The 26,381-nt window shown below is 37.4% G+C and carries 21 protein-coding genes; 16 read left to right on the forward strand and 5 right to left on the reverse strand.

Annotated features, from left to right (window positions below; genetic code table 11):
* Nucleotides 1–398 precede the first annotated feature (398 nt).
* The 3 genes from NGC85_RS11380 to NGC85_RS11390 all read left to right on the forward strand — a co-directional run bounded on the left by NGC85_RS11380 (nt 399) and on the right by NGC85_RS11390 (nt 3,062).
* Nucleotides 399–1,274: a MetQ/NlpA family ABC transporter substrate-binding protein gene (locus NGC85_RS11380; RefSeq protein WP_254731242.1), complete on the forward strand. Its 876-nt coding sequence runs from the start codon at nt 399–401 to the stop codon at nt 1,272–1,274.
* A 70-nt stretch (nt 1,275–1,344) separates the two neighbouring features.
* Nucleotides 1,345–2,370 carry a methionine ABC transporter ATP-binding protein gene (locus tag NGC85_RS11385; RefSeq protein ID WP_254731245.1) on the forward strand — a complete coding sequence of 342 codons (1,026 nt, stop codon included), beginning with the start codon at nt 1,345–1,347 and terminating at the stop codon, nt 2,368–2,370.
* Nucleotides 2,367–3,062, forward strand: a complete 696-nt coding sequence (locus NGC85_RS11390) for a methionine ABC transporter permease (protein ID WP_254731248.1) — start codon at nt 2,367–2,369, stop codon at nt 3,060–3,062. The genes NGC85_RS11385 and NGC85_RS11390 overlap by 4 nt, the downstream gene beginning before the upstream one ends.
* Nucleotides 3,063–3,105: 43 nt before the next feature.
* On the opposite strand, the gene NGC85_RS11395 is transcribed toward NGC85_RS11390, so the two are convergent.
* Together NGC85_RS11395 and NGC85_RS11400 are read right to left on the reverse strand one after the other, a co-directional pair.
* A complete protein-coding gene (locus NGC85_RS11395; protein WP_254731251.1) occupies nt 3,106–3,981 on the reverse strand; it encodes a histone deacetylase in 876 nt (291 codons plus the stop codon).
* Nucleotides 3,975–4,961, reverse strand: coding sequence for a hypothetical protein (locus tag NGC85_RS11400; RefSeq protein ID WP_254731254.1), 987 nt, complete (start codon nt 4,959–4,961; stop codon nt 3,975–3,977). The genes NGC85_RS11395 and NGC85_RS11400 overlap by 7 nt, the downstream gene beginning before the upstream one ends.
* A gap of 365 nt (nt 4,962–5,326) precedes the next feature.
* Between NGC85_RS11400 and gloB the strand changes: the two genes are divergently transcribed.
* From gloB to NGC85_RS11440, 8 genes are all read left to right on the forward strand, one after another.
* Entirely contained in the window at nt 5,327–6,058 is a 732-nt protein-coding gene (gene gloB, locus NGC85_RS11405; RefSeq protein ID WP_254731258.1) for a hydroxyacylglutathione hydrolase, read from the forward strand.
* A 289-nt stretch (nt 6,059–6,347) separates the two neighbouring features.
* Nucleotides 6,348–6,554 (forward strand): hypothetical protein, encoded by a 207-nt coding sequence (locus NGC85_RS11410; RefSeq protein ID WP_004654498.1) that lies wholly within the window; start codon nt 6,348–6,350, stop codon nt 6,552–6,554.
* A gap of 297 nt (nt 6,555–6,851) precedes the next feature.
* Nucleotides 6,852–8,234, forward strand: coding sequence for an adenosylhomocysteinase (ahcY, locus tag NGC85_RS11415; RefSeq protein ID WP_254731261.1), 1,383 nt, complete (start codon nt 6,852–6,854; stop codon nt 8,232–8,234).
* 73 nt (nt 8,235–8,307) lie between these two features.
* Nucleotides 8,308–9,144 carry a methylenetetrahydrofolate reductase [NAD(P)H] gene (metF, locus tag NGC85_RS11420; protein ID WP_005062554.1) on the forward strand — a complete coding sequence of 279 codons (837 nt, stop codon included), beginning with the start codon at nt 8,308–8,310 and terminating at the stop codon, nt 9,142–9,144.
* A gap of 22 nt (nt 9,145–9,166) precedes the next feature.
* Nucleotides 9,167–9,886, forward strand: coding sequence for a 16S rRNA (uracil(1498)-N(3))-methyltransferase (locus NGC85_RS11425; RefSeq protein ID WP_254731264.1), 720 nt, complete (start codon nt 9,167–9,169; stop codon nt 9,884–9,886).
* Nucleotides 9,887–10,000: 114 nt separating this feature from the next.
* Nucleotides 10,001–12,877, forward strand: a complete 2,877-nt coding sequence (locus NGC85_RS11430; protein WP_254805592.1) for an EAL domain-containing protein — start codon at nt 10,001–10,003, stop codon at nt 12,875–12,877.
* A gap of 188 nt (nt 12,878–13,065) precedes the next feature.
* Complete coding sequence (locus NGC85_RS11435; protein ID WP_005054849.1) at nt 13,066–15,336, forward strand: NADP-dependent malic enzyme; 2,271 nt, start codon at nt 13,066–13,068, stop codon at nt 15,334–15,336.
* 95 nt (nt 15,337–15,431) lie between these two features.
* Complete coding sequence (locus tag NGC85_RS11440; protein ID WP_169111275.1) at nt 15,432–16,658, forward strand: multifunctional CCA addition/repair protein; 1,227 nt, start codon at nt 15,432–15,434, stop codon at nt 16,656–16,658.
* A gap of 78 nt (nt 16,659–16,736) precedes the next feature.
* Here NGC85_RS11440 and tsf read toward each other — a convergent pair whose 3' ends face one another.
* Together tsf and rpsB are read right to left on the reverse strand one after the other, a co-directional pair.
* Entirely contained in the window at nt 16,737–17,615 is an 879-nt protein-coding gene (gene tsf, locus NGC85_RS11445; RefSeq protein ID WP_005062559.1) for a translation elongation factor Ts, read from the reverse strand.
* A 139-nt stretch (nt 17,616–17,754) separates the two neighbouring features.
* Entirely contained in the window at nt 17,755–18,507 is a 753-nt protein-coding gene (gene rpsB / locus NGC85_RS11450) for a 30S ribosomal protein S2 (protein WP_005054855.1), read from the reverse strand.
* Between the two features lie 223 nt (nt 18,508–18,730).
* Between rpsB and map the strand changes: the two genes are divergently transcribed.
* The 4 genes from map to NGC85_RS11470 all read left to right on the forward strand — a co-directional run bounded on the left by map (nt 18,731) and on the right by NGC85_RS11470 (nt 23,899).
* Nucleotides 18,731–19,555 carry a type I methionyl aminopeptidase gene (gene map / locus NGC85_RS11455; RefSeq protein WP_254731267.1) on the forward strand — a complete coding sequence of 275 codons (825 nt, stop codon included), beginning with the start codon at nt 18,731–18,733 and terminating at the stop codon, nt 19,553–19,555.
* Nucleotides 19,556–19,750: 195 nt separating this feature from the next.
* Complete coding sequence (locus tag NGC85_RS11460) at nt 19,751–20,872, forward strand: OmpW family protein (protein ID WP_254731270.1); 1,122 nt, start codon at nt 19,751–19,753, stop codon at nt 20,870–20,872.
* Nucleotides 20,873–21,263: 391 nt separating this feature from the next.
* Nucleotides 21,264–22,610 carry an MFS transporter gene (locus NGC85_RS11465; RefSeq protein ID WP_254731273.1) on the forward strand — a complete coding sequence of 449 codons (1,347 nt, stop codon included), beginning with the start codon at nt 21,264–21,266 and terminating at the stop codon, nt 22,608–22,610.
* Between the two features lie 74 nt (nt 22,611–22,684).
* The gene (locus NGC85_RS11470; RefSeq protein ID WP_254731276.1) at nt 22,685–23,899 is read left to right on the forward strand and encodes an alginate export family protein; all 1,215 of its coding nucleotides are present in this window, start codon (nt 22,685–22,687) and stop codon (nt 23,897–23,899) included.
* Nucleotides 23,900–24,119: 220 nt separating this feature from the next.
* Here NGC85_RS11470 and NGC85_RS11475 read toward each other — a convergent pair whose 3' ends face one another.
* Entirely contained in the window at nt 24,120–25,304 is a 1,185-nt protein-coding gene (locus NGC85_RS11475; protein WP_005054865.1) for a trypsin-like peptidase domain-containing protein, read from the reverse strand.
* A gap of 191 nt (nt 25,305–25,495) precedes the next feature.
* On the opposite strand from NGC85_RS11475, the gene NGC85_RS11480 reads away from it, so the two are divergent.
* On the forward strand, nt 25,496–26,254 hold the full coding sequence (locus NGC85_RS11480) for a Nif3-like dinuclear metal center hexameric protein (RefSeq protein WP_254731279.1): 759 nt from the start codon (nt 25,496–25,498) through the stop codon (nt 26,252–26,254).
* The last annotated feature ends 127 nt before the right edge of the window (nt 26,255–26,381 follow it).

Below are 26,381 nucleotides of genomic sequence, written 5' to 3' on the forward strand. Positions count from 1 at the left end.
TATTCTTATGCTTAGTTGTAATTTTTTTCCCACTATAACCCAACTAAAATTATTGCTATGATTGCCGAAATTTTAGATGCTCTTTTTTGTTAAAAGATATTTTTTCAAGTATTTTCAGTTGATTGAATTATCAATTTTAAAAATATCAACGGTATCTAAACCCAATTTAGTTTTGAAATTGATGAGTACTTCACATCCTAGATGTATATACTGATTTAGAACATGAATATTCATCAATTTTTATGATGTTGTAACACCACGCACTTCTTTCAGTACTTCTAAGTCATGCAAGTAATGATTTAAGTGCAATGCCAATTTACAACATAAAAACCCATTGCAATCATTAATGCTAGTGAAATGATAATTTCCTCGACATTATTTCCGATTAGGATTTATACATGAAAAAGCTAATTAGTCTTTTTTTAAGTGTATCGGTATTATTACTCGCAGCATGCAGTAAGCAACCTGATGCAACTTCAACTGAGCAAAAAAGTGATGCTGCTGGACTTCAAACAGTTGTTATCGCGTCTACTGGTTCTGATGCTGATATTTGGCGTTATATTGCAACTTTGCCTGAAACTAAAGCTGCTGGTATTAAACTCGAAATTAAAAACTTCACTGACTATGTAGCAATGAACACTGCCGCAGCCAATAAAGAAGTTGATCTAAATGCTTTCCAATCTTATGCTTACCTTGTTGCTTTTAATGCTGCAAATAAAGATAAGATCGCTCCTGTTTCAACAACTTATTTAGAGCCGATGGGTATTTACTCGAGCAAAGTTAAAAAAGTTGAAGAGTTTGCTCAAGGCGCAACAATTGCTATTCCAAATGACGGCGCAAACGAGTCACGTGCTCTATTACTTTTACAAAGCGCAGGTTTAATCAAACTTAAAGCTGACTTTGATCCAGTAAAAGGTACGCCTGCTGATATTATTGAAAATGCGAAAAAAATCGTAATCAAACCTATTCAAATGGCGACAGCAGTTCGTGTTAAAGACGAAGTTGATGCGATTTTGTTAGGTAATACACTTGCGATGGAAGGTGGTTTAAACGTTCTAAAAGATGCTATTTTCTATGAGCCAATTGACCAAAGTACAAAGCTCAACGTCAATGTTTTAGCTACTGCTGAATCTCGTAAAGATGATGCTGTATTACAAAAGGTTGGCGCGCTTTACCACACTGAAGCTGTGAAGAAATATGTACAAGAGCATTTCGCGGGCACTAAAGTCGACGTAAATAAACCGACAAGCTATCTCACAGAAGCGAATTCGTAATATAATCTTCTCAATGAAACAGGCAAAGTGACTTTGCCTGTTTTTTCTTTTCTGCTTAGTATTGACGAACATGATCCAATTTAAAAACATTTCGAAACACTATCAGCTTAAAGGTCAAACGATCAAAGCCCTGGATCAAATTAATTTAGAGATTCCAGAAGGCAGTATCTTTGGCATTATTGGCTATAGTGGTGCAGGTAAAAGTACGTTAATCCGCTTGATTAATTTGCTTGAGCGCCCATCTCAAGGTCAAGTCATTATTAATCAGAAAGACTTTACCGCTTTAGATGCGCGCACTCTTCGTCAAGAACGTGCAAACATTGGCATGATCTTTCAGCACTTTAATTTACTCCAGACCAAAACTGTGTCTGAAAATATTGAAATGCCATTGAAATTGCTGGGGCATAGCAAAGCTGAACGTGAAAAACGACTTGCCGAGTTATTGGATTTTATTGACCTCAAACATAAAAAAGATGCTTACCCTGATGAACTTTCAGGTGGTCAAAAGCAACGTGTCGGTATCGCCCGCGCTTTAGCAAATCATCCTAAAATCCTACTTTGTGATGAAGCAACTTCTGCACTTGATCCACAAACCACGAAGTCTGTTCTAGCACTATTAAAGAAAATTAATCAGGAACAAAATATCACTATTGTCATGGTAACGCATGAAATGGATGTGATCGAATCAGTGTGTGATTATGTTGCTGTAATGGAAGCTGGGCACGTCATTGAAACAGGTCCAACCTTAAGCATTTTTAGTCAACCACAACATTCAACGACTAAAACATTTATCCAAACAGTTTTACAGCAACAGCTACCAATCAATATTTTGAATAATCTTGAGCACAAACATCATAATAGTATTTATAGCTTGCAGTTTTTAGGTACTTCAGCTCAAGAAACAGTAATTCAAGCGGTTATTAAACAGTTTGATCTGAGTTTAAATATTTTGTTCGCCAATATGACTGAAATTAACGGCACCGTGATAGGACAAATGTTTATACAGCTTTTAGGTGATCCGATTATTATTGAAGACGCAATTAAGTTTCTAGAACTTCAAGGTGTGAAAGTTGAGCAATCTGGAGTCAGTCAATGAGAGAATTCATAGTACAGTGGCTCACTCAAGTGACAGCTCCATTTTGGCATAGCTCACTATCAATTGACCAATTCGTTACAGCTCTACAAGAAACCTTTCAAATGGTGTTCTTCTCTCTGTTATTTGGCTGTATTTGGGGCTTAATACAAGGCATTACACTTGTTGTGACGCGTACTGGTGGTATCTTACAAAATCGAGCGATTTACTACTTTCTCAATCCTATTGTCAACGCACTTCGCTCCCTTCCCTTTATCATCCTATTGATTGCTGTTATTCCTTTAACAAAAATGCTTGTCGGCACTTCAATTGGAACATGGGCAGCAATTGTACCTTTAACAATTTATGTCGGTCCGTATTTAGGTCGTTTAATTGAAACGTCTTTACTCGAAGTGAATGAAGGTATTATCGAGTCTGCACAAGCAATGGGTGCCTCACCTTGGCAAATTATTTTTAAATTTATTATTCCAGAAGCCCGCAGTTCTCTTATTCTGAATTTAACCACAGGTACGATTTCCTTAATCGGTGCAACTGCAATGGCTGGTGCTGTTGGTGCTGGTGGAATCGGAGACTTGGCGATTTCATATGGATATCAACGTTTTGATACTAGTGTGGTTATCTTAACGGTTATTGTCTTACTACTTTTGGTACAAATGGTGCAAATGCTTGGCGATTGGTTAGCCAAATTACGCTAGTTCATCGTTGTAAAAAGCGCTCACTTCGAGCGTTTTTTATATCTTAGCCCTTCTTGGGAAAGTAAATTTCATTTGCTGCTTTAAATGTATTGACATGCAAAGGTACTAAATCATCCAGTGCTTGATATCCTCCTGCCAACACAAACAGTAAAGGAATTTTCATTTTTTTTGCCATTTCAAAGACGATACGATCTCTTTCAAAAAGCAGTTCAGTGGTAAACCATTTTGAGCCATATTTATCATGTTGATGGCAATCCATACCGGCCTGATAAATAATTAAATCTGCCTCCCAACGAGACGCATACTGAAAAGCCTCAAAAATAGCCTCACGGTATAAATCAAAATTTCCTTGTTTAGGATGGATATAGCGCGTCAAACTGCGTTCACCAGCCTTACAGCCAAACCGAATACCGAAAATACTAAAATTGATCAAATTGGTCATTCGATTGGTAAAAATTGCTGTGCCATCACCACCATGTTGATCACAATCTAAAATAAAAATCCGTTTTTCAGGATTTTGTTTTGCAACCAAAGCTAAACCATTAAAAGTACAATATGCTGCACCAGATTCATAACTCGCATGATGGAAACCTTGCGCAATATTCGAAGCAATTCCCTCTTTCAGTGCGATTTCAGCTCCAATTAACTGCCCAGCTTGCACAGATAGAATGGCATCACGCAATTGCTCATTCCAAGGTTTAAATCCTTGAATTGTTGCGAAAGCAGTTTCGCCAGATAAAAAAGCTTCAACAAATTGCGGATGATGTAATCTCTTTAATATCTCGACATCGATTAATCCAGGATCTATTAACTCAACCAATTTTTCAGTCCGCAATACATCCGCAACTGCCGTGAGTTTTTCCATACTATTGGTATGCGTTTGAGCATAATAGCGTGGCGAATAACAAGCTTTTAGCATGGATGTCCTACATAGATTTGATCATGAGCAATTTCCATCAATTGGCTCAATTCAGTCGTATCTGGTCGAAATAATCCATTATCAACCTGTTGTTTAAAATGATATCCAAATGCGCGTGCACGATTTTTAGGAGAGATCGCCAAGGTCGTTAGCCTTAAAAACCAAAAACCATTCATCGCAGAAATTGGAATCACAAATCCTTTATATTGTTTGTTTTGATGTTTTTCGAGTTGATCAATTTCGTAGTTTGCAGAAAATAAACTTCCCGCAGGTAGCCTTACACCATTCATCATTAAGGGAACTAAGCTAATACAGGAATGGTTATCTCCCATATTCAGTTTTTCCATCATAATCGGTTGATCGTTTTCATCAACAAATATATTGATTTCACCTTGTCTAAGTAAACGGTGATGTGCAATTCGAAGAAAAAACTTTTCCGCCATCGGACAAGAGCCTACTTTGGGTTTTTCTTCTAAAGCATGGCATTCGATCATCCTAATATTGTGTACATCTTGAGGAAGAATAATGTCAGCGAGCAACTGACAAATGAGAATACTTTCTTCAAGTTCAGCGTGCTCATAAATTTTTCTTAAACCAGCTTGAAAATCAGATTCTTGCTGCAAATTTTGGGTAAATATTTCCTGTGGATTTAAATGTTCCAAAGTTTTCTGTACTTCTGGATTGATATCTAAATTTCTCCAAGTATCTAAAACCAAACCATACGAAGAAGATTGATTCAAAATATTTTTAAGTGCTTTCGTATCATAATCTTCAAAAATGCGAAGATCTTGGAAACCCAAAAGATCACGTTGCTGAGAAACATATTCTGCAATTACACGAGTGGCTTGAGTATATCCACATCCACGGCGCTCTGTTTGATGACTAAAATGTTCATTCAGCATTTCAGTAAGTTTGTTGGATAGAGGATATAAATATTTTTTGAAAATAGTGACCACTTCATGATCTATCAAATCAGACATAATTCCCTCTCTTCTTCTTTGATTTATAAATGCTTCATCCTTGCTAAACGATATGTACTTATATTGTTAAATCTAATTTTTTAAATTATTTAGCTTTAATTAAATATCGTTATAATCGTAAAGATGAATATAAATCATTAACTTATAAAACTTTTATATCATACTCATAGAAAATACTTTACTTGTCAATCATAAAAATAAAGAGCTGCATAAGCAGTCACAATCTGCCCTAAACAGTCAATACTCAAAGCTAAATCTCCAAGTGCTTTGCACTCTTTACTTTTTGCACTTACACTGTAAATAATGAATGTATTAATCTCATTCAATAGCAATAACCACATTAAACAAAGATTTAGGACTCGGATATGCATTATAAATTTCATGCTATTGACGTAAAAAACGCCTTAAAAAACTATATTTGGTTATTGGAAGATACCTCCACAAAAGAGGTTGTTGTAGTCGATCCAACTGAAGCAAGCTTAGTTACTCTTTTTTGTGAGCAACAACAACTTCAAATTAAACAAATTTGGCTCACACACTGGCATCGTGACCATACTGAAGGTGTGCAAGGTTTGTTGGCTGATCAAAATATTTCTGTTTACGGACCTAGAGAAGAATTAAGTAAAATGTCATTTGTATCAAATCCATTGCAAAACGACGATCATTTTTATTTCAACGATTTAAAAGTCGAGATTATTGCCACCCCAGGTCATACGCTCGGTCATATTGTCTATTTTATTGAAGAAATTGATACCTTATTTAGTGGAGACACCTTATTTGCAATGGGCTGTGGTCGTTTATTTGAAGGTACAGCCGAGCAAATGTATCACTCACTAAATCGGCTCGCAGCACTACCAATCCAAACTAAAGTATATTGCACACATGAATATACCCTTGCCAATGCTGAGTTTGCTTTAACTGTGGAACCTCATAACGTAGCGCTTCAAGATCGGTATAAAGAAGTAAAAATGCTTAGGGAAACAGAAAAAATGACTTTACCAAGCAATATCGAATTAGAATTGGCAACCAACCCTTTTTTACGCACTGAAAGTGTTGAAGAGTTTGCGCATATCCGCGGTCTTAAAGATCAATTTTAAGTAAATTTTTAAGTTTTAACTTTGTTATTTTCCATTTTAAAAAAGTGGAAAATGAAATTATTTTTTACATTTAATTCAATCTAAAGCCCAATAAACTCTATTATTAAAATATTTAAATAATTCATTAAATTAAAAAATTTTTTACTTAAAAATTAAGTTTTGCTTCAGTTTCAATTAATCTATTATTACATTACTTACATGAAGAAAAATAAATATATGCAACACCCCTTTAAAAAATTTTAGTTGACCCTTATTAATAAATAAATATTCATTCACATGGAGTTCAGATATGAAAAATAGAGTTGTTAAAGCAAAAAACGTATTGGCTTTTCGTATTTGGTTGGAAAAATTAGGATACTCTGTTAAAAATCTTACAGATAATCGTGGCTTTACATTTAGTTTTAAAAAAGAATATGGTTTAGTCACCTGCGACTTATCTGGTAATGCTTTAGCAATGCAACTCGGTGAAGAATTTGAAGATCATTTAAAAGCATGATCTTAGCAATAGATATGCAATCAGGGTTCCAAATGGATTTGGAATCCTTAATCTCTAAAGTTCCCAATATTTAAATTTTCTCCTGATTAACCCTTCATTTTCTGACCATCTCTCATAAAATAACATTGGAACAAACTTGAATTCCAAGTATTATATCGCGGTAGTCGAGGGATGCTGCGACGATTGATTGGTACTAAAGATCAATTTGCCAGGCTCGACCATCGGTTAGACACTCGCTTTAACCAACAACGGCATCCGCGAACAGAATGATCCATACTATTTTTCTAGGAGATCCTGATGAACGCGGTTACTGCTTCATTTACAGATTATAAAGTTGCTGATATTTCACTCGCTGATTATGGCCGTAAAGAAATCAAACTTGCTGAAGCAGAAATGCCAGCTTTGATTGGTTTACGTAAGCGTTATTCGGCTGAAAAACCACTTGCTGGTGCAAAAATTTTGGGTTGTATTCATATGACAATCCAAACGGCTGTACTCATCGAAACATTGGTTGAACTTGGTGCAGAAGTTCGTTGGACATCATGCAACATCTTCTCTACTCAAGATCACGCTGCTGCTGCTATCGCTGCTGCGGGTATTCCTGTGTTTGCTTGGAAGGGCGAAACTGAAGAAGAATACATGTGGTGTCTTGAACAACAAATTAATGTAAATGGCACACCTTGGAATGCCAACATGATTCTTGATGATGGTGGTGATTTAACACTACTTGTTCACGAAAAATACCCTGAAGTGATTGCAAAAATCCATGGTGTAACTGAAGAAACAACAACAGGTGTTCAACGTCTGTATGAAATGTTACGTGATGGTACTTTAAAAGTTCCTGCAATCAACGTAAATGATTCTGTAACGAAATCTAAAAACGACAACAAATATGGTTGCCGCCATTCTCTAAATGATGCGATCAAACGTGGTACAGATATGTTGTTATCTGGTCGTCGTGCACTTGTGATCGGTTACGGTGATGTAGGTAAAGGTTCTGCGCAATCACTTCGTCAAGAAGGCATGATTGTACGTGTAACTGAAGTAGATCCAATCTGTGCAATGCAAGCATGCATGGACGGTTACGAAGTTGTATCTCCATACAAAAATGGCGTTCAAACAGGCAAGAAAGAAGACATCAACTTTGACCTTCTTCAAAACACTGACCTTATCGTAACGACAACGGGTAACTACCACGTTTGTGATGCAGCAATGCTTGATTCATTAAAAGCAGGCGCAGTAGTTTGTAACATCGGTCACTTTGATACTGAAATCGACACGAACTACCTTCGTGGTTACAAATGGGTTGAAGTTAAGCCTCAAGTTCACCAAGTGTATCGTTCAGAAAATGAAAATGATTACTTAATCCTTCTTTCTGAAGGTCGTTTGGTTAACCTAGGTAATGCAACTGGTCACCCATCACGTATTATGGATGGTTCTTTTGCTAACCAAGTGTTGGGTCAAATGCACTTGTTCGCTGAGAAATTTGCCGATCTTCCTGAAGATCAAAAAGCTGCGAAAATCCGTGTAGAACTAATTCCTAAGAAATTAGATGAAGAAGTAGCTGCGGCAATGGTTCTTGGCTTTGGTGGCGTGTTAACTCAGTTGACTCAAGTACAAGCCGATTACCTTGGTGTGCCTGTAGAAGGTCCATTCAAATCTGACGCTTATAAATACTAAGAAAACTAGGGCAGGCGTTTGACGGACTGCCCTTTTTTCTAAAATTTCCAAGCGATTTTAAAAAGGATTTGAAATGACAAAACGTGTTCCTATTTCTTTTGAGTTTTTCCCACCAAAAACTGATGCAGGTGCGGAAAAGTTAAAAACTGTTCATCAAGAACTACAACTATTAAATCCAGAATTCTTCTCGATTACCTATGGTGCGGGCGGTTCTACACGTGAACGTACTTTAGCTGCAATTAATGATTTCAATGGCAAAGGTACACCAGTAGCCCCTCACCTTTCATGTATCGGTGATGACAAAGCGCGTATCGCTGAACTTTTAGATTTATACAAATCACAAGGCATTGATCGCATCGTTGCTTTGCGTGGTGATTTACCATCGGGTCAGGTTGGTTTAGGTGAGTTGCCTTATGCACAGGACTTAGTTCGCTTTATTCGTGAACATTCTGGTGATCACTTTCATATTGAAGTTGCAGCATATCCAGAAATGCATCCTCAAGCTGATACCTTTGATGCTGACATTCAGCGTTTTGTTGAAAAAGTAAATGCAGGCGCGAATGCTGGTATTACCCAATTTTTCTTCAATCCAGATGCTTATTTCTATTTCATCGAGCGCATTGCTAAAGCAGGTGTGAATATCCCTATTGCACCAGGTATTATGCCGATCACCAATGCAAGTAATCTAATTCGCTTTGCAGATGGTACAGGTGCAGAAATCCCACGTTGGATTCGCAAGCAACTCGCTGCTTATGGGGATGACAGCGCGAGCATCAAAGCATTCGGTCATGAAGTCATTGTAAAGCTTTGCGAACGCTTGATTGCTGGTGGTGCACCAACACTCCATTTTTATTCTATGAACCAAACTGAACCAACTCGACAACTCGTTGTTGATCTGGGTTTAAATTAATTTGTACGAGCCGCTCCCAAACATGAATCGTTTTTATATCGAAACCGAACTTAATACTGGCAATACCATTGAATTAACTGAATCGGTATTTCATCATTGGGTGCGTGTACTACGCGCGAAAGAGCAAGAACAAGCCATCTTTTTCAATGGAAAAGGTGGTGAGTATGTTGTAACACTCACTGAAATTAATAAAAAAAATGCGTTTGTTTCTATTGATCAATTTGATTCAGTAGATCGTACTGCACCTTTTACTGTTGTTTTAGGTCAAGTTATGAGCAAAGGTGATCGTATGGATTATGCGATTCAAAAAGCCACTGAACTTGGTGTTACGACGATTCAGTTATTGACCAGTGAACGCTGTGAAATGCGACTTAAATATGATCGTGATCAAAAAAAGTTGGATCATTGGCAATCGGTTGCAATTGCGGCATGTGAACAATGTGGAATGAATCGTGTTCCCCAAGTGTTAGCACCAATTAGTTTGGATGAATGGTTCAGTTCTAATCTGCCTGAATCTCGTTTTGTTTTAGCACCAAACAAAAATCAAGAAAATGTATTGCAAAACAGCCAAAATAATTTAGCTTTACTCATAGGACCTGAAGGTGGTTTAAGTGAAGCAGAAATTAACACTGCAAATTTAAATCATTTTAAAAACTGGTGTATTGGAGACCGTGTTTTAAGGACTGAAACCGCTCCAGTTGTAGCCTTATCTATTTTAAATTATCACTTCGCTAGCAATTAAAGTTTTGGATTGCTTTCAGCTGGGTTTAGCGGTAATTTAAAATAAAATACAATCATGTTTACACAAAAACAAACACTGTAAACAGAGATAAAAATGAAAAGGATTATTCTTTATATGTTAGGGGTTCAGGAAAAAAATTTGTCAAATTTTGTTTATACGGATCAAATTAACTATCCTAATCATGTGCGCCTATTTGTTTTAAGCGTGTTTTGTATTTCACTATTAGACTATGTTTTATTTGGTTTTTTTTATTCGTTTGATAGTAATGTCTTTTCAGTTTGGATGGCAATCACGCTCATCTCTCTGTTGTGTTTCTATACGATTTGTCATTTCTCATTAAAACATTATTCATCAGTACGCTTTGCTCAGAAAACCAATATTACCTTTCAAATCATATGCTTTTTAACTGGATTATTATTGGGAATTAGTACCATCGTTATTAATTCATTTCTCATAAAAGATGTTCCTACGTTATCGGCTTCACACATACTGACTTTAACTGCGCTATTACTGACCTCATCTCACATTATTGCACTGACATTTTTAACTCAGCATATTCGTTATTTTTTCCTTTTTTTTATTCCAAGCATTACACCTTTAGTCATTTCACAATTTATTCATCGTGATCAAGAACATAGTTTATTTTATCTCGCCTATTATTCTTCTTTTTTAGCGACATTACTCTGCGCTCAAGCCACCTTCAAAATCCATCAACGTCTTTCGCAAGTGTTAGAGAAAAATAAACAATTAATTGACATTGCAGAACAACATAATCAATGGACTGAAGAGCTTTGCCAACAACTGCAAAGAGAAGTTAACAAATCAAAAGATATTGAAGCCCAGCTACAATTTAATAATCATTTATTAGAACAGAAAGTTAGAGAACGTACCTATGACTTGACTGAGATGAATGAAAGCTTACAAGAACATCGTCAAAACTTAGCCTTTGCACATGAGACAGCAGGCATTCGACCTTGGGAATGGAACTTAGAAAATAATACCGTTGGTATCACAAACTCTCATTGTAAAGAAGTTACTCGAGATTCTAGTAATCACTACTCGCTTCTACATAAAATCGTACATCCTGATGATGTCGAACGTGTAAAAAACACTTTGTACGCTCATCTCTGTGGACAAACTGACCGTTATGAAGAAACTTTTCGTATTAAACGCCCTACTGGTGAATGGACGTGGATTCATGATGTAGGACAAGTCATTCTTCGTAATAAAAAAGACGGAACACCCTTACGAATGGTCGGTATTCATCGCGATATCAACCAAGAAAAGAAACATCAAGAAAGATTAAAACTCGCTGCAAGTGTATTTGAGCAAGCTTCTGAAGGTATCTTCATTCTAGATGAAAATTTCAATTTTATTGAAGTGAATCCTAAATATGAACAATTGTCAGGATTGAGTAAGCAATTTATTTTAAAAAAGCAATTATTTGAAATTACTAAACAAAATAAACAACACCATCATAACTTCCATCTCTCTATTCTTGATACTTTACACGAAGAACACGAGTATGAAGGCGAATTCCAGGAAACCTATCTTTCTGAAAAATCATGTTTTTTATGGATGCATATCAATGCCGTAAAAGATGAATCAGATAGAGTGATTAACTATATCGGGATTGTTTCCGATCAGACAGAACGTAAACATCAAGAACAGCGTTTATCTTATCTAACCAATTATGACACCCTGACTGATCTACCGAATCGTTTTTATTATCATCAACAACTCCACCAATATTTAGTTAATGAAGCCTCTATTCAGCATCTTGCTGTTATTCGTTTAAATATTGATAGATTCAGAGCACTCAACGAATTGTTGAGCAATCAAGCAGGAAATGAATTATTAAAACAAGTCGCGCAAAGACTGAGAATTAGTAATATTGATGCGCTATTGGTTGCACATTTAAGCGCCGATGATTTTGCAATCATTTATGAAATGTCACCACTACATCCACCAATCAATCAACTGTGCAGCAATATTGTCGAAGCCTTTAGTAAACCGTTCTATATTGCAGATCAAGAATATGTGGTGAGTATTTCAATTGGTGTTGCCATTTATCCTGAACATGGTCGACAAGTTGATAATTTAAATACTCATGCTGAACAAGCGCTAACTGAAGCAAAACGATTGGGTGGTAATACCATTCGTTACTATTCTAGTGAACGAACTAATTTCGTTGCGAAACATACTGATTTAGAGTTAGATCTAAGAAAAGCCATTCAAAATAATGAGTTGGTTGTTTATTATCAACCTAAAATTTTTGCTAAAGATTGTCAAATCAACGGTTTTGAAGCCCTGATTCGTTGGAAACATCCAACGAAGGGTTTGATCATGCCAGATATCTTTATCCCTTTAGCAGAAAGTACAAGTCTCATTTCCGATATCGGTCGATTCGTACTCTATGAAGCAGCCAAGCAAATACAAGCATGGAAAAAGTTAGGATTTCATCATATCCATATTGGTGTAAACATTGTTGCTCAACAGATATTACGTGGTCAGTTACTTCACGATATTGATGCCGTTTTAGAACAGTATGCAATTTCGGGTGAAAATTTAGAATTAGAAATTACAGAATCTGCATTTTTGGAAAATACAGAAAGTGTGAAAACGGTTCTAAATGCTGTTAAAGAACGCAATATCTCGATAGCACTTGATGACTTTGGAACAGGTTATTCATCCCTCGCTTACTTAACCGAATATCCAATTGACATCCTTAAAATTGATCGTGCTTTTATTTCAAAAATCGGTAATCCTAAACAAGATGCGATCGTTAATGCCATGATTGCTATGGGTAAAACGATTGGCTTAAAAGTTGTTGCGGAAGGTGTAGAAACAGAACAGCAACGGGAATATTTGAAACGACAAAACTGTGACATATTACAGGGTTACTTATTTGCAAAACCATTAACAGCTGTACATGCAACCAAATATCTTCAACAACACATGCGACTGTCAACCGCAAGATATTCCATTTAATAGCATTTTCAAGCTTTTTTGCTGTTAATTTGGGCACAAATAAAATTGTCAATAAGCTTTAACGTTCAGTGAAAATAAGCTTTTTTGACTGTGCGAATGCATGAACTAGTGCTATATTCTTGTGCACTTATTTTAATATAATCATCAGGTATATAGACTTGGTGGTTATCGGAACAATCGAGACTCAGATGGACGATCAATCTTTAAAACAAGCCGCTTTGTATTACCATGAATTTCCAACACCAGGAAAAATCAGTGTGACACCTAGCAAGCAGCTCGTTAACCAACGAGATTTAGCGCTTGCATATTCCCCTGGTGTTGCCGCTCCATGTTTGGAAATCGAACGTGACCCTTCTGCTGCTGCGAAATACACAGCACGTGGAAATCTAGTCGCCGTCGTAAGTAATGGTACAGCAGTGCTTGGTTTAGGAAATATTGGTCCTCTTGCTTCTAAACCAGTTATGGAAGGTAAAGGCGTTCTATTTAAAAAGTTCGCTGGAGTTGATGTATTCGATATCGAAATTGCTGAAAATGATCCAGACAAAATTGTGGATATTGTTGCTTCATTAGAACCAACATTTGGTGGTATTAACCTAGAAGATATCAAAGCGCCAGAATGTTTCTACATTGAAAAGAAACTTCGTGAACGCATGAAAATTCCTGTATTCCATGATGACCAACATGGTACCAGTATTATTGTTGGATCTGCATTACTCAATGCATTACAACTCGTTAATAAGAAAATCGATGAAATTAAAATTGTCGCTTCTGGTGCAGGAGCTGCCGCACTTTCTTGCTTAGATTTACTTTGCGCTCTCGGTGTAAATAAACAGAATATCGTTGTTGCAGACTCACGTGGTTTGCTGACTACATCTCGTGAAGGACTTGATGAGTCTAAAAAACGTTATGTTCAAGACATTCAAGCATCGCAATTACATGAAGTAATGACGGGCGCTGATATGTTCTTGGGTCTTTCTGCCGCAGGAATCTTAACCAAAGAAATGGTTAAAGTAATGGCTGAAAATCCAATTATTTTTGCGCTTGCGAACCCAGATCCTGAAATTTTACCTGAACATGCTCATGAAGTTCGTCCAGATGTGATTATGGCAACGGGTCGTTCAGACTATCCGAACCAAGTAAACAACGCGCTTTGCTTCCCTTATATCTTCCGTGGCGCACTCGATGTTGGTGCAACAACGATTAACGAAGAAATGAAAATTGCCTGTGTACACGCAATTGCACGCATGGCACATGTTGAAGCAGACGCAGCAACTTATGGTGAAAAATCTGCATCATTTGGTCGTGATTACCTTATCCCTCGCCCACTTGATCAACGTCTGATTTTAGAAATTGCACCTGCTGTTGCGAAAGCTGCAATGGATTCTGGTGTTGCAACTCGCCCAATTGAAGATTTCTCTGCATATCGTCAAAGACTTTCTGAGTTTGTTTATAACTCTGCATTCTTGATGAAGCCAATTTTCTCTCAGGCAAAAACAGATCCTAAGCGCATTGCTTATGCTGAAGGCGAAGATCAACGCGTATTACGTGCAGTACAAATTGTTGTTGACGAAGGTTTAGCTAAACCTATTCTTATTGGTCGTACTGCCGTTATTGAAGACAACATCAAGAAACTGGGTTTACGTTTACAACACGGCGTAAATATTGAGATCGTTGATCAAGAAACCAATCCTTTATATGATGATTTTTGGAAAGACTACCACAACACGATGCAACGCAAAGGCGTAACCGTTGAATATGCTCAACGCGAAGCACGTCGTCGTTCGACATTGATTGCAGCTTTATTGGTAAAATTCGGTAAAGCAGATGGTATGTTATGTGGTACCTATTCAAGCTACGACATCCATTTAGATTTCGTAAAAAACGTGATTGGTTTAAAAGAAGGTCGCAGCACATTCTTTACCTTAAATGCATTGATGCTTGAAGATCGCAACTTGTTTATTGCAGATACGTATGTAAATACTAATCCTACTGCTGAACAACTTGCTGAAATGACAATTTTAGCAGCTGAAGAAGTTCGTCGTTTTGGTATCACTCCACGTGTTGCTCTACTTTCTCATTCAAGTTTTGGTAGTGATCAATTTGATCCTAGCGCTCAAAAAATGCGTGAAGTTTACCGCTTACTGACTGAACAAGCACCTGAACTTGAAGTTGAGGGTGAGATGCATGGTGATGCAGCTTTAGATGATACTATCCGTCATTTTGCCTATCCAAATTCACGTTTCAAAGGTTCTGCTAATCTATTAATTATGCCAAACCTTGATTCTGCAAATATTTCTTTCAATTTATTGAAAGCAACTTCAGGCAATAATGTAACCATTGGGCCGATCCTTTTAGGTGCAGCTAAACCTGTCCATATTTTAACACCTACAGCGACTACACGTCGTTTAGTGAATATGACAGCACTTACTGTTGCTGAAATTCAACAAAGCCAAAACTAATAACCTTTAGTGAAGCTTGCCTATAAAAGCTTCGCTTAAGACTTGAGAAAACCTCTATTCTGTAGCATGATTGTGTGAAGAATAGAGGTCTTTTCATGCAAGTTTATTTAGTAGGCGGTGCTGTTCGAGATCATTTGCTCGGTCACCCCTATCACGAAAAAGATTATGTGGTGGTTGGAGCAACACCCGAGCAATTATTATCTGAAGGTTACCAACCCGTTGGAAAAGATTTCCCCGTTTTTTTGCATCCGAAAACAAAAGAAGAATATGCACTTGCGCGCACAGAACGTAAATCTGGGATGGGTTACCATGGTTTTCAGTTTTTTACAGATACAACCGTAAAATTAGAAGAAGATTTGATTCGCCGAGATCTCACTATTAATGCGATGGCAATGGATGACTCTGGTAAAGTTTATGACCCATATGGTGGTCAAAAAGACCTAGATCATAAAATTTTACGTCATGTTTCAGATGCTTTTACTGAAGATCCTCTTCGCGTACTCCGTGTTGCTCGATTTGCTGCACGCTATGCTAGCTATGGATTTCGTATTGCTGATGAAACATTGCAACTCATGAAAGATATTGCACAATCAGGTGAGTTAGATGCTTTAACGCCTGAGCGTGTTTGGAAAGAAACATCAAGAGCATTGATGGAAGATCATGCAGATCTCTATTTTCAAACATTGAAGGACTGTGATGCTTTAAAAATTCTTTTCCCTGAAATCGATGCTTTATTTGGCGTGCCTCAACGTCCTGAGTACCATCCTGAAATCGACTGTGGTATCCATACCCTAATGGCACTTAAACAGGCTTGTGTGGCAAACTATCCACTTGAAGTCCGTTTTGCTGTATTGGTTCATGACTTAGGCAAAGCCCTTACACCCGTTGATGAATTACCACGGCATATCCTACATGAAGAACGTGGTATACAACCTGTAACTGAGATATCAGATCGTTTAAGAGTACCAACATATCTTAAAAATTTAGCGCTAATTGTTTGTAAAGAACATTTGAAATGTCATCAAGTTAAAAATCTTAAACCAGGAACATTATGGCGTTTATTGCAACGTTTAGATGTATTACGTAGACCTGAAAAGGTCCTTGCTTTTGTCCAAGCCTGTGAATGTGATGCTAAAGGTCGTTTAGGTCTAGAAGATCGCCCCTACCCGCAAGCACAGTATGTTTTGGATGCGATGGAAATCGTGAGAAATATTAGAGCACAAGATTTGCCTGATCATATTCAAGGTGCGGAAATTGGTGAAATGCTGATTCAATACCGCATTGAAGCATTGGCTAAATTTAAAGAACAGCATACTGAGTAAGAAAATTTAAATGTCTCAATCAATAAAAAACCCAGTCAAATCGACTGGGTTTTTTCATTTTTACTGAATCAGTAAAAATTATTGAGCAGCAGCAGCTTGAGCAGCAGCAACTTCATCAGCAAAGCTCATTTCAGCTTTCTTCTCAATGCCTTCACCTACTTCGAAGCGAACGAATTGAGCTACAACTGTACCAGTCGCTTTTAGTACATCAGCAACTTTCTTATCGTTGTCGATAACATACATTTGACGATCAAGAGCAACTTCGTTCAAGTATTTATCAACTGAACCTGAAACCATTTTCTCTACGATGTTTGCAGGCTTGCCAGATTCTAAAGCTTTTGCTTCAGCAATTTCTTTCTCTTTAGCGATCAAGTCAGCTGGAACAGCTTCAGCACTTACAGCAACTGGGTTGAACGCAGCAACGTGCATTGCAATACCTTTACCAGTGTCAGCATCACCTGTGTAAGAAACTACAACACCAATTTTTAAACCGTGTTTGTAAACAGCTAAGTTTTCGCCCTCAACGATTTGAGCACGACGAACTTGAATGTTTTCACCGATTTTTTGAACAAGTGCAACACGAGCTTCTTCTACAGTAGCACCGTCTTCAAGTTTCAATTCAGCAATTTTCGCAGCATCAGTTTCGTTTGCAGCAAGTGCAGCAGCAGCAACTTTATCAGAGAAGTTTTTGAAGTTTTCGTCTTTAGCAACGAAGTCAGTTTGACAGTTAACTTCAACAAGAATCGCTTTGTTACCGTTTTGAATAATTGTGATCGCGCCATCAGCAGCAATGTTACCTGCTTTTTTAGCAGCTTTTGCTTGACCTGATTTACGAAGGTTATCAATCGCAAGTTCGATGTCACCGCCTGCTTCTGTTAATGCTTTTTTGCATTCCATCATTGCAAGACCAGTACGGTCACGTAATTCTTTTACCATGCTCGCAGTAACTGCAGTCATGTTGATCTCCTAAAATCGGTAGAATATGAATCTTTTCAACAAAAACGGCCCAAAGTTTTCTCTGGGCCGCTCTGCTTTCTCGACGCTCAATTTGTCATCATTTTAAATCACAAAAATGACAAGCTTGCGTCAAAACGCCTTAAGCCTCAGGAGCTTCTTTCGCAGCTTCTTCGCCTTTAGCTTGTGCATTTGCTTGTGATTGAGCGTATTCTTTACCAGCAAGAATCGCATCAGCCATTGCTGAAGCATACAAAGTAACTGCACGGATCGCATCGTCATTACCAGGAATAACATAATCAACGTTATCTGGGTTAGAGTTTGTATCAACGATACCGATTACAGGAATACCCAAGTTTTTAGCTTCTTTAATTGCAATTGCTTCGTGATCAACGTCAATTACAAATAATGCGTCAGGTAAACCACCCATGTTTTTAACGCCGCCTAAAGCACGTTCAAGTTTTTCCATCTCACGAGTACGTTCTAAAGCTTCACGTTTAGTAAGTTTAGCAAAAGTACCATCTTGAGCTTGAGTTTGAAGGTCTTTTAAACGGTTGATAGATTGGCGAAGTGTTTTCCAGTTCGTCAACATACCACCTAACCAACGGTGATCTACATATGGTTGACCAGCGCGTTGAGCTTGTTCACGGATGATGTTTGAAGCAGCACGTTTAGTACCAACAAACAATACTTTGTTCTTTTTGCTTGCAAGATTGTTTACAAAGTTCAATGCATCATTTAACGCAGGAACAGTGTGCTCAAGGTTGATGATGTGAATTTTGTTACGCGCGCCAAAAATGTATTGACGCATTTTTGGGTTCCAGAAGCGAGTTTGGTGACCAAAGTGTGCGCCTGCTTGAAGAAGGTCGCGCATGCTTACGTTGTAATCTGCCATTTTCTTTACCTTAAGTTTGGGTTAGGCCTCCATATATCCGCATTCTCCACCTATTGCTAGGCACCCAGAGTAATGTGACGATATATGTGCGGATTTTGTAAAACTATTTCACAACGTTTCACGGACAATTTCTAAACAGAAAATTATCACGAAAAGCATTTGATAAAATAGGCGGCTATTTATACCATAGACACTTGCAAATTACCAAAAGTTTTTAGAGATCATGAATACAACTTATACAGCTCCTCGTCGATTAATCAAAACACCTGAAGAAATTGAAAAGATGCGTGTTGCAGGTAAATTGGCGGCTGAAGTTTTAGACATGATTAAGCCGCATATTAAAGCGGGAGTGAGTACTTTAGAACTCGATACAATCTGTCGCAATCATATTGAAAATGTGCAACACGCTATACCCGCATGTGTGGGTTATGGTGCTGCACCGGGTCGCCCTGCTTTTCAACATTCGATTTGTACTTCAGTCAACCATGTTGTTTGTCATGGCATTCCTTCTGACAATAAAATTTTAAAAAATGGTGATATTTTAAACATTGACGTGACTGTTATTAAAGATGGATATCACGGTGATACCAATATGATGTATGTCATAGGGGGTGAAACTTCTATTTTAGCTAGCCGTCTTTGTTCTGTAGCTCAAGAAGCAATGTATCGTGGTATGGCAACGGTTAAAGATGGCTCATATTTAGGTGATGTGGGCCATGCCATTCAACAATATGTTGAATCCGAACGTTTCAGTGTTGTGCGTGAATATTGTGGTCACGGTATTGGTAATGTATTCCATGATGAACCACAAGTTTTACACTATGGGCAAAAAGGTACAGGCATGCGTTTAGAAGCAGGCATGACCTTTACCATTGAACCGATGGTGAATGCTGGTGTTTGGCAAACGAAACTTTTAGGTGATAAATGGACTGTTGTCACAAAAGACCACAAGTTATCTGCTCAATATGAACATACGATTTTGGTAACTAAAACAGGCATTGAAGTGTTAACTGCACGCCCTGAAGAAGATTTATCTCGCTTTATGTAATTTATTTCATTTAAAAAAAGCTACTTCGGTGGCTTTTTTTATGCATTCACAATTTCTTCATCAATTTATCTAAATCAAACAAAAGTATTCATAAGCATAACAATTATAAATTCTAACTAAACAAACCATTTAGTAAAAAGGGTTATTTTGAGGGGAATAAAAAGTTCCTTATAAATCGGACATGGAGTCCTCCTTATGAAAAAACACATCCTTTGTGTTGCTATAGGTATTGCTGCAACCTTACCAACAATCACTTTCGCTGAATCACCTTACTTTAGTTTGAAAGATGGAGATGGGTTTAAACGTTTTTCTGTCTCTGCTGGCTGGTTGCATGCCATGCCACAAGGAAGTGCTAATCCAATCAATATCAATACCAGTGTTGCAGAAGGGTCTAAATCTAAGGTTGGATCAGTGACCGCAGATTCAGTATTAAATGCAATTGATCGCTCTACAGAAGAAGGTCAGACTAAATATAATACTTTATCGACATTACTTAAAACCCCTATCGTTTCAAGTGTTATTTCTGAGCAGATAGATGGTGTTACCCATTTAAGAAGTAATATTTCTGGTGAAGCTACAATCAATGGATTATCAAACTGGCAAGCTCAAGGTACGGGGTTAGAAGCCGACGATGTTGATACTGTTGGTATAATGATGAATTATCATTTCACAGATAATCTTTCTCTAGAAGTAAAAGCAGGTGTTCCGCCAAAAGTCGATATCAAAGGGAAAGGTGATATTTACGCACCATTAACTGGTGTAGATAAACCAGGAGGTATCGGTGCAGTTCTGGGTGATATCCCTTTAAAACAAGACATTCATATTACAGACCTCACACAAGGTGATAAAGCTGCATCTGCACGTGCTTGGCTACCAGCCGTAGAACTCCATTATCAATTTGGTAAGTCTGGTGTCAATAAATTCCGCCCCTACGTTGGAGCTGGTGTCATGTACGCATACTTCAACTCATTAAAAATGAATTCTGGTATTGAATCCGATCTCATCAAAGCAGGTCATATGATTCAAAACATTCATGATGGAAAAGCTGGCGCAGCCTTAGATGGTAAAACCTCATCCGCAGATCCTATTGTCAAACTCAAAGCAACAGATACCTTTGCACCGATTGTGACTTTAGGTGCTACCTATGACTTTAATCCCAATTGGTTTGCTGTTGGCTCTGTGTCTTATTCAAAAATGAATAATGAGGCCAAAATTTCTGTAACTGACCGCAATACAGGCAAAGAATTGATCAGAGCAAATACAAAAATTGATATTGATCCTCTAATTACTTATGTCGGTGTTGGCTACCGCTTCTAAACCAAGATCAAGAAAAAAGCAGCTCGTGCTGCTTTTTTATTTTCGCAACTTTTTAAATCAATCTGAATAAAAATCACGCACCAAGAACAGTCAGTTTTAATAATTTTGTTAAACAAAACTTTCATTTATTTATTTTATTAAACTCAAATGTTATAGCGAAGATACATCAGGTTGATAAAATTAATTCATTATCCTAATTATAATGAGTAGTTTAAATTATTCATTTGGTTAATAATTTGTTTTGGCATGGCACTTGCTTTATATCAAACATGTTGGATCAACGATGATTCACAAAATTTTGATGACGGCCAACGATGTCCGCTCTGTTCGATTTGCTTTTGTAAACATTTTACTAAGCAAAAATTAATAACGTACAGTTCAGGAGAAGGCCATGTCTTCAAAAATGAATTTAAATGCAAAAAAAGCCACTGAAATAAAATTATTTAGCTTTTCAACTCCTGCAATGCGTGCCTTCCATATGACTTGGCTTGCATTCTTTGTTTGCTTCTTCGCATGGTTTGCTTGCGCACCACTGATGCCCGTTATTAAAGGGGAATTTAATTTAACGAAAGATCAAATCGCCAACATCAATATCGCTGCTGTTGCAATCACAATCCTCATTCGCCTTATCGTCGGTCCGCTATGTGATAAATATGGTCCTCGCAAAACTTATACCGCATTATTAATCTTAGGCAGTATTCCTGTATTCGGTGTTGCAGCAGCAAACACCTATGAATCTTTCTTATTCTTCCGTCTTCTGATTGGTGCGATTGGTGCAAGTTTTGTAATCACTCAATACCATACTAGCGTTATGTTTGCTCCAAACGTAGTCGGTACAGCTAACGCGGCATCTGCGGGTTGGGGAAATGCAGGTGGCGGTGCGACACAAGCAATCATGCCATTAATTTTAGGTGTGATCGTGATGTTTGGTGTTGAGCAAGCAATGGGCTGGAGAATTGCGCTGCTTGTCCCTGGTGTAATGATGCTCATTGTTGGTGTGCTTTATTGGAAATTTACTCAAGACTGCCCACAAGGTGATTTCAAAGAGTTACGTGCAAATGGTGTAGAAGTTGGTAGTGGTAAAAAGGGTGGCATGGCTATTTTGATGCAAGCTGCACGTAACTATCGCGTTTGGATTCTATTCGTGTCTTATGCTGCATGTTTTGGCATCGAAATCTTCATTCATAACATTGCTGCAATGTACTACGTTGACCATTTCAACATGGGTTTAAAAGAAGCAGGTTTAACTGCTGGTATCTTTGGTTTGCTTGCATTATTTGCTCGTGCACTTGGTGGAATCGTATCGGATAAAGTCGCGCTTACCAAAGGCTTAGATGGTCGTACTAAAATTTTATTTATCCTCATTTTACTAGAAGGCTTGTTCTTAATTTTATTCTCTCAAATGAATACGATTGGTTTGGCGATTATCACCATGACTGTATTTGCACTATTTACACACATGTCATGTGGTGCAACTTACGCATTAGTCCCGTTTATTGATCGCAATGCACTGGGTGGCGTAGCAGGAATCATTGGTGCAGGCGGAAACGTAGGTGCGGTTGCCGCAGGTTTCTTACTCAAAGGATTACTCGATGTTCAAACCTGTTTGATGATTTTGGGTTGCCTCGTGACTGTGGCTGCATTTAGTGTCATTCTCATTCGCTTCTCAGTTGAACATAAAGACAAAGAAAAAGAATTATACGAGCAAGCTTTACTTGAACGTAATTTAACAACCTAAACGCTTACTTTAGAGGATGAGGCTTTCTCATCCTCCCCTACTCCAAATTCAAATACTTTATAAAGGATACTGCGATGAATAAATTTTCGTATTCATTAATCACGCTTGCATGTTTATCGACTCTAGCTTCAGCATCGGATGATTTTTTCTCTCAAACAAAACTTAGTTTAGATACTCGTTTACGTTATGAGCTTGTCGATCAAAATAATGCGCTCAAAAATGCGGATGCATGGACATTACGCATTCGACCAGCACTTCAAACGGGTTCATGGCACGGTCTAAGTGTATTCATTCAAGGTGAAGGTACAGTCGAGATTAATGATGAATTTAATAGCACTCGAAATAGTCAAACTCAATACAGTACCGTTCCTGATGCTGAGAGCTTACAGCTCAATCAAGCGTATTTAAAATATGTTTACAACCCTAAGCTTGATTTAACTGTAGGTCGTCAAATAATTAATTTAGATAACCAACGTTTTGTAGGCGCAGTGGCTTGGCGACAGAATGACCAAACCTTTGATGCTGTAAGCTTGAATTATAAACCATGCAAAGAATTTGGATTATTTTATTCATATATTGATCAAGTCAATACGATTTTTGGAAGCGAAGAACCTGAGCCGAAGTTTATTCAAGCTCAAGCGAGCAAACAAGAAAGTAAAATTCATCTGATTCAAGCCAAAATCAATTACAACCCTCTTTTAAATGCCGTGGTTTATGGTTATTTGATGGACTTTGAAGATCTTACTGCATGGTCAAATCAAACCTATGGTTTGAGAGTGACAGGTAAGAAAAATGACTTCAAATATTCAGCAGAGTATGCAAATCAAACAGAATATGCAGATCAACCAACCAATTATGATGCTGACTATTATGCACTTGAGCTGGGTTATAATATATCGAGTCAATCAACAACTATTGGGGAAATTTCTATTGGTTACGAAGTTCTGAGTAGTGACGATGGAAAGATTGCATTCCAAACGCCATTAGCAACAAAGCACAAATTTAATGGTTGGACGGATATGTTCCTAACAACTCCTGCTAATGGTTTGAAAGACTTATACATCACCTCTAATTTTAACATTTTTAGCAAAGGCAAACTGGGTACGGAATTACATCAATATCGTAGTGAGGAAAAGAATATAGATTATGGTCAAGAATATTCAATTTCTTATAGCCATACGCTACCAATTAAAGGCTTGTCTGCTTTAGCAAAATATTCAGACTATCAAGCAAATGATTTTGGTGTAGATACGCAAAAATTATGGTTACAGCTTGATTATAAATACTAAAAAGCAACTTTTTGAATAAGATGAAAAGATAATGAATTTTTGCTTGTCATTTAACTTTCAGAAAACTGTCATTAAACCATCAAATTTAGATGATTTAATAAAAAATAAAAAACAATAGAAATTGCAAAGCGCTTGCTGATAAAACTTTTTCAGCAAGCTTTTTTATTTTTCAAAAAAAGGGTTGCTTACAAAGCAACCCTTATGAGTTTAAACTGATAAATTATTGTTGATGTTTCGGTAGTGGAATGTACTGAGATTGAGCATTTTGTTGCACCTTACGCTCACCTACTTTCACTTTTACCGTTTGCTGCTTACCATCACGCTCAATCACGACATTGATTAAACTTTCAGGTGCTTGCAACGCCACATAATTAATCAAATGTGAAGCAGATGAAATTTGCTCATTGTTCACTTGAATAATCTTATCACCACGTTTTACACCAGCCGCATCAGCAGGTCCATCACGTAATACATCTGCAACGATAACGCCCACTGGTTTTGATTGTAAGACATCTTCATCCAAAGTATTTGGAATCAGACTGATACCTAACCAACCACGAACGACACGACCATCTTTCAAAATGGAATTTAAAACTTGTTGACAAACTTTAGCAGGAATCGCAAAGCCAATACCTAACGAACCGCCTGACTGCGAGAAAATAGCAGTGTTTACACCAATTAGATTACCTGCAACGTCAATTAATGCACCACCTGAGTTACCTGGGTTAATTGCTGCATCAGTTTGAATAAAATCTTCATAGGTATTAATACCTAAATCTGAACGACCTGTCGCAGAAATAATTCCTTGAGTAACAGTTTGTCCTACACCAAATGGATTACCAATTGCGAGTACAACATCACCCACTTCATTACCACTCAATTTAAATGGTAAAACAGGAAGTTTATCTAACTCAATTTTGATCACAGCCAAGTCAGTATCAGGATCTGTGCCAATTACTTTCGCCTCAGCACGACGACCATCTTGCAATGCCACGACAATATGTTCAGCCTGAGCAATCACGTGATTGTTCGTTAAGATATAACCATCAGCACGAACAATCACACCTGAACCCAAGCTATTTTCATTTTGAGGTTGCTGTGGCATTTGATTGCCAAAAAATTCACGGAAAACAGGATCATTCAATAATGGATGATTCATCTGTTTTACTTTTTGGGTTGTGAAAATATTGACGACAGCAGGCGCAGCTACTTTAACCGCAGCGCTGTAAGAAACCACCCCACCCGTTCGTGTTGTATCAATCAGCGGTTCAACTTTTTCCGCAGGCATTTTTACGCCATCAGCCGCAACAGTAGGTTTTGGTTGATGTGATTTCTGCCAAACCAGAAAACTTAATGTAACAAGAATGAGTAATACCCAAGGTAACCATGTAAATGCACGGCGCACGTTAATTATCCTCTAGGAGAAATTTAGTTATGTAACGAGTTAATTTATTGAAGAACTAAAAGTTTCCACTATTGTAATGTAAATTGCTTAAAATCAATGCAAAAGTTAAAAAAGTTTTGTCTAGCTTTAGTTACATTTAAAAATATGTTTTTATTGACTGTTATAAAAGATGTAATTATTTGAGGAAGTCCATGGCAAATTTGCATGATATTGTGCAATGGTGTGATCAAACATTAAAAGCAAATGAGTTCAAAGACTATGCACCGAATGGTTTGCAAATTGAAGGCAAACTTGAGGTCAATAAAATAGTTTGTGCCGTAACAGCATCCGAAGATGCCATTGATGTTGCAATAGCGCAGAATGCAGATGCATTACTTGTACATCATGGTTATTTCTGGAAAGGTGAATCCTACCCGATTACGGGGATGCGTGGTAACCGTATAAAAAAATTGATTCAAAACAATATTTCGTTAATTGCCTATCACCTGCCTTTAGACTCACATGCAACGCTAGGTAATAATGCAGCAATTGCCGATTTAATGGGTCTACAGAATATAGAAGCTTTAGACTCAACAGAGAAACATCCGATTGGTAATATTGGGTATTTAAATAATCCAATACATCCTGATGACTTTAAAGCCAAGCTCCAATCAATCTTCGATTTTTCAGTCATCCATTTACCTTGCCATAAAACCACAATTCAAAAAGTTGGCTTCTGTACAGGCGGCGCTCAGGATTTTATTCATAAAGCTGCTCAAGAAAAATGTGATGCATATATTTCTGGAGAAGTGAGTGAACGTACTTTCTATGAAGCAAAAGAGCTTGGTGTTCATTACTTTGCATGTGGCCATCATGCAACTGAACGTTACGGTGTACAACGTTTAGCTCAAGTAATCGCAAGCGAATTTTCGATAGATACAACATATTTTGAATTAAATAATCCGATTTAATAAAATTGAAGAAACCGATTTTGTTAAATCTTTTTTCCATTTGGGTTATACATTTAAATTAAGTCGTTATTGTGTATAGTTCTTTAAAAGACTGTTCTATTGTCTTTAGAATCATTTACAATAGAGC

The sequence above is a fragment of the Acinetobacter sp. Z1 genome, from assembly GCF_024296945.1.
In the GTDB taxonomy this organism is placed as follows: domain Bacteria; phylum Pseudomonadota; class Gammaproteobacteria; order Pseudomonadales; family Moraxellaceae; genus Acinetobacter; species Acinetobacter beijerinckii.

What these genes read in the sequence shown, in the direction of transcription:
- ahcY (WP_254731261.1), top strand. Translation starts at nt 6,852, where the DNA reads ATGAACGCGGTTACTGCTTCATTTACAGATTATAAAGTTGCTGATATT.
- NGC85_RS11435 (WP_005054849.1), top strand. Translation starts at nt 13,066, where the DNA reads ATGGACGATCAATCTTTAAAACAAGCCGCTTTGTATTACCATGAATTT.
- NGC85_RS11430 (WP_254805592.1), top strand. Translation starts at nt 10,001, where the DNA reads ATGTTAGGGGTTCAGGAAAAAAATTTGTCAAATTTTGTTTATACGGAT.
- NGC85_RS11410 (WP_004654498.1), top strand. Translation starts at nt 6,348, where the DNA reads ATGAAAAATAGAGTTGTTAAAGCAAAAAACGTATTGGCTTTTCGTATT.
- NGC85_RS11440 (WP_169111275.1), top strand. Translation starts at nt 15,432, where the DNA reads ATGCAAGTTTATTTAGTAGGCGGTGCTGTTCGAGATCATTTGCTCGGT.
- tsf (WP_005062559.1), bottom strand. Translation starts at nt 17,615, where the DNA reads ATGACTGCAGTTACTGCGAGCATGGTAAAAGAATTACGTGACCGTACT.
- metF (WP_005062554.1), top strand. Translation starts at nt 8,308, where the DNA reads ATGACAAAACGTGTTCCTATTTCTTTTGAGTTTTTCCCACCAAAAACT.
- NGC85_RS11395 (WP_254731251.1), bottom strand. Translation starts at nt 3,981, where the DNA reads ATGCTAAAAGCTTGTTATTCGCCACGCTATTATGCTCAAACGCATACC.
- rpsB (WP_005054855.1), bottom strand. Translation starts at nt 18,507, where the DNA reads ATGGCAGATTACAACGTAAGCATGCGCGACCTTCTTCAAGCAGGCGCA.
- gloB (WP_254731258.1), top strand. Translation starts at nt 5,327, where the DNA reads ATGCATTATAAATTTCATGCTATTGACGTAAAAAACGCCTTAAAAAAC.
- map (WP_254731267.1), top strand. Translation starts at nt 18,731, where the DNA reads ATGAATACAACTTATACAGCTCCTCGTCGATTAATCAAAACACCTGAA.
- NGC85_RS11400 (WP_254731254.1), bottom strand. Translation starts at nt 4,961, where the DNA reads ATGTCTGATTTGATAGATCATGAAGTGGTCACTATTTTCAAAAAATAT.
- NGC85_RS11425 (WP_254731264.1), top strand. Translation starts at nt 9,167, where the DNA reads ATGAATCGTTTTTATATCGAAACCGAACTTAATACTGGCAATACCATT.
- NGC85_RS11390 (WP_254731248.1), top strand. Translation starts at nt 2,367, where the DNA reads ATGAGAGAATTCATAGTACAGTGGCTCACTCAAGTGACAGCTCCATTT.
- NGC85_RS11460 (WP_254731270.1), top strand. Translation starts at nt 19,751, where the DNA reads ATGAAAAAACACATCCTTTGTGTTGCTATAGGTATTGCTGCAACCTTA.
- NGC85_RS11470 (WP_254731276.1), top strand. Translation starts at nt 22,685, where the DNA reads ATGAATAAATTTTCGTATTCATTAATCACGCTTGCATGTTTATCGACT.
- NGC85_RS11480 (WP_254731279.1), top strand. Translation starts at nt 25,496, where the DNA reads ATGGCAAATTTGCATGATATTGTGCAATGGTGTGATCAAACATTAAAA.
- NGC85_RS11385 (WP_254731245.1), top strand. Translation starts at nt 1,345, where the DNA reads ATGATCCAATTTAAAAACATTTCGAAACACTATCAGCTTAAAGGTCAA.
- NGC85_RS11380 (WP_254731242.1), top strand. Translation starts at nt 399, where the DNA reads ATGAAAAAGCTAATTAGTCTTTTTTTAAGTGTATCGGTATTATTACTC.
- NGC85_RS11465 (WP_254731273.1), top strand. Translation starts at nt 21,264, where the DNA reads ATGTCTTCAAAAATGAATTTAAATGCAAAAAAAGCCACTGAAATAAAA.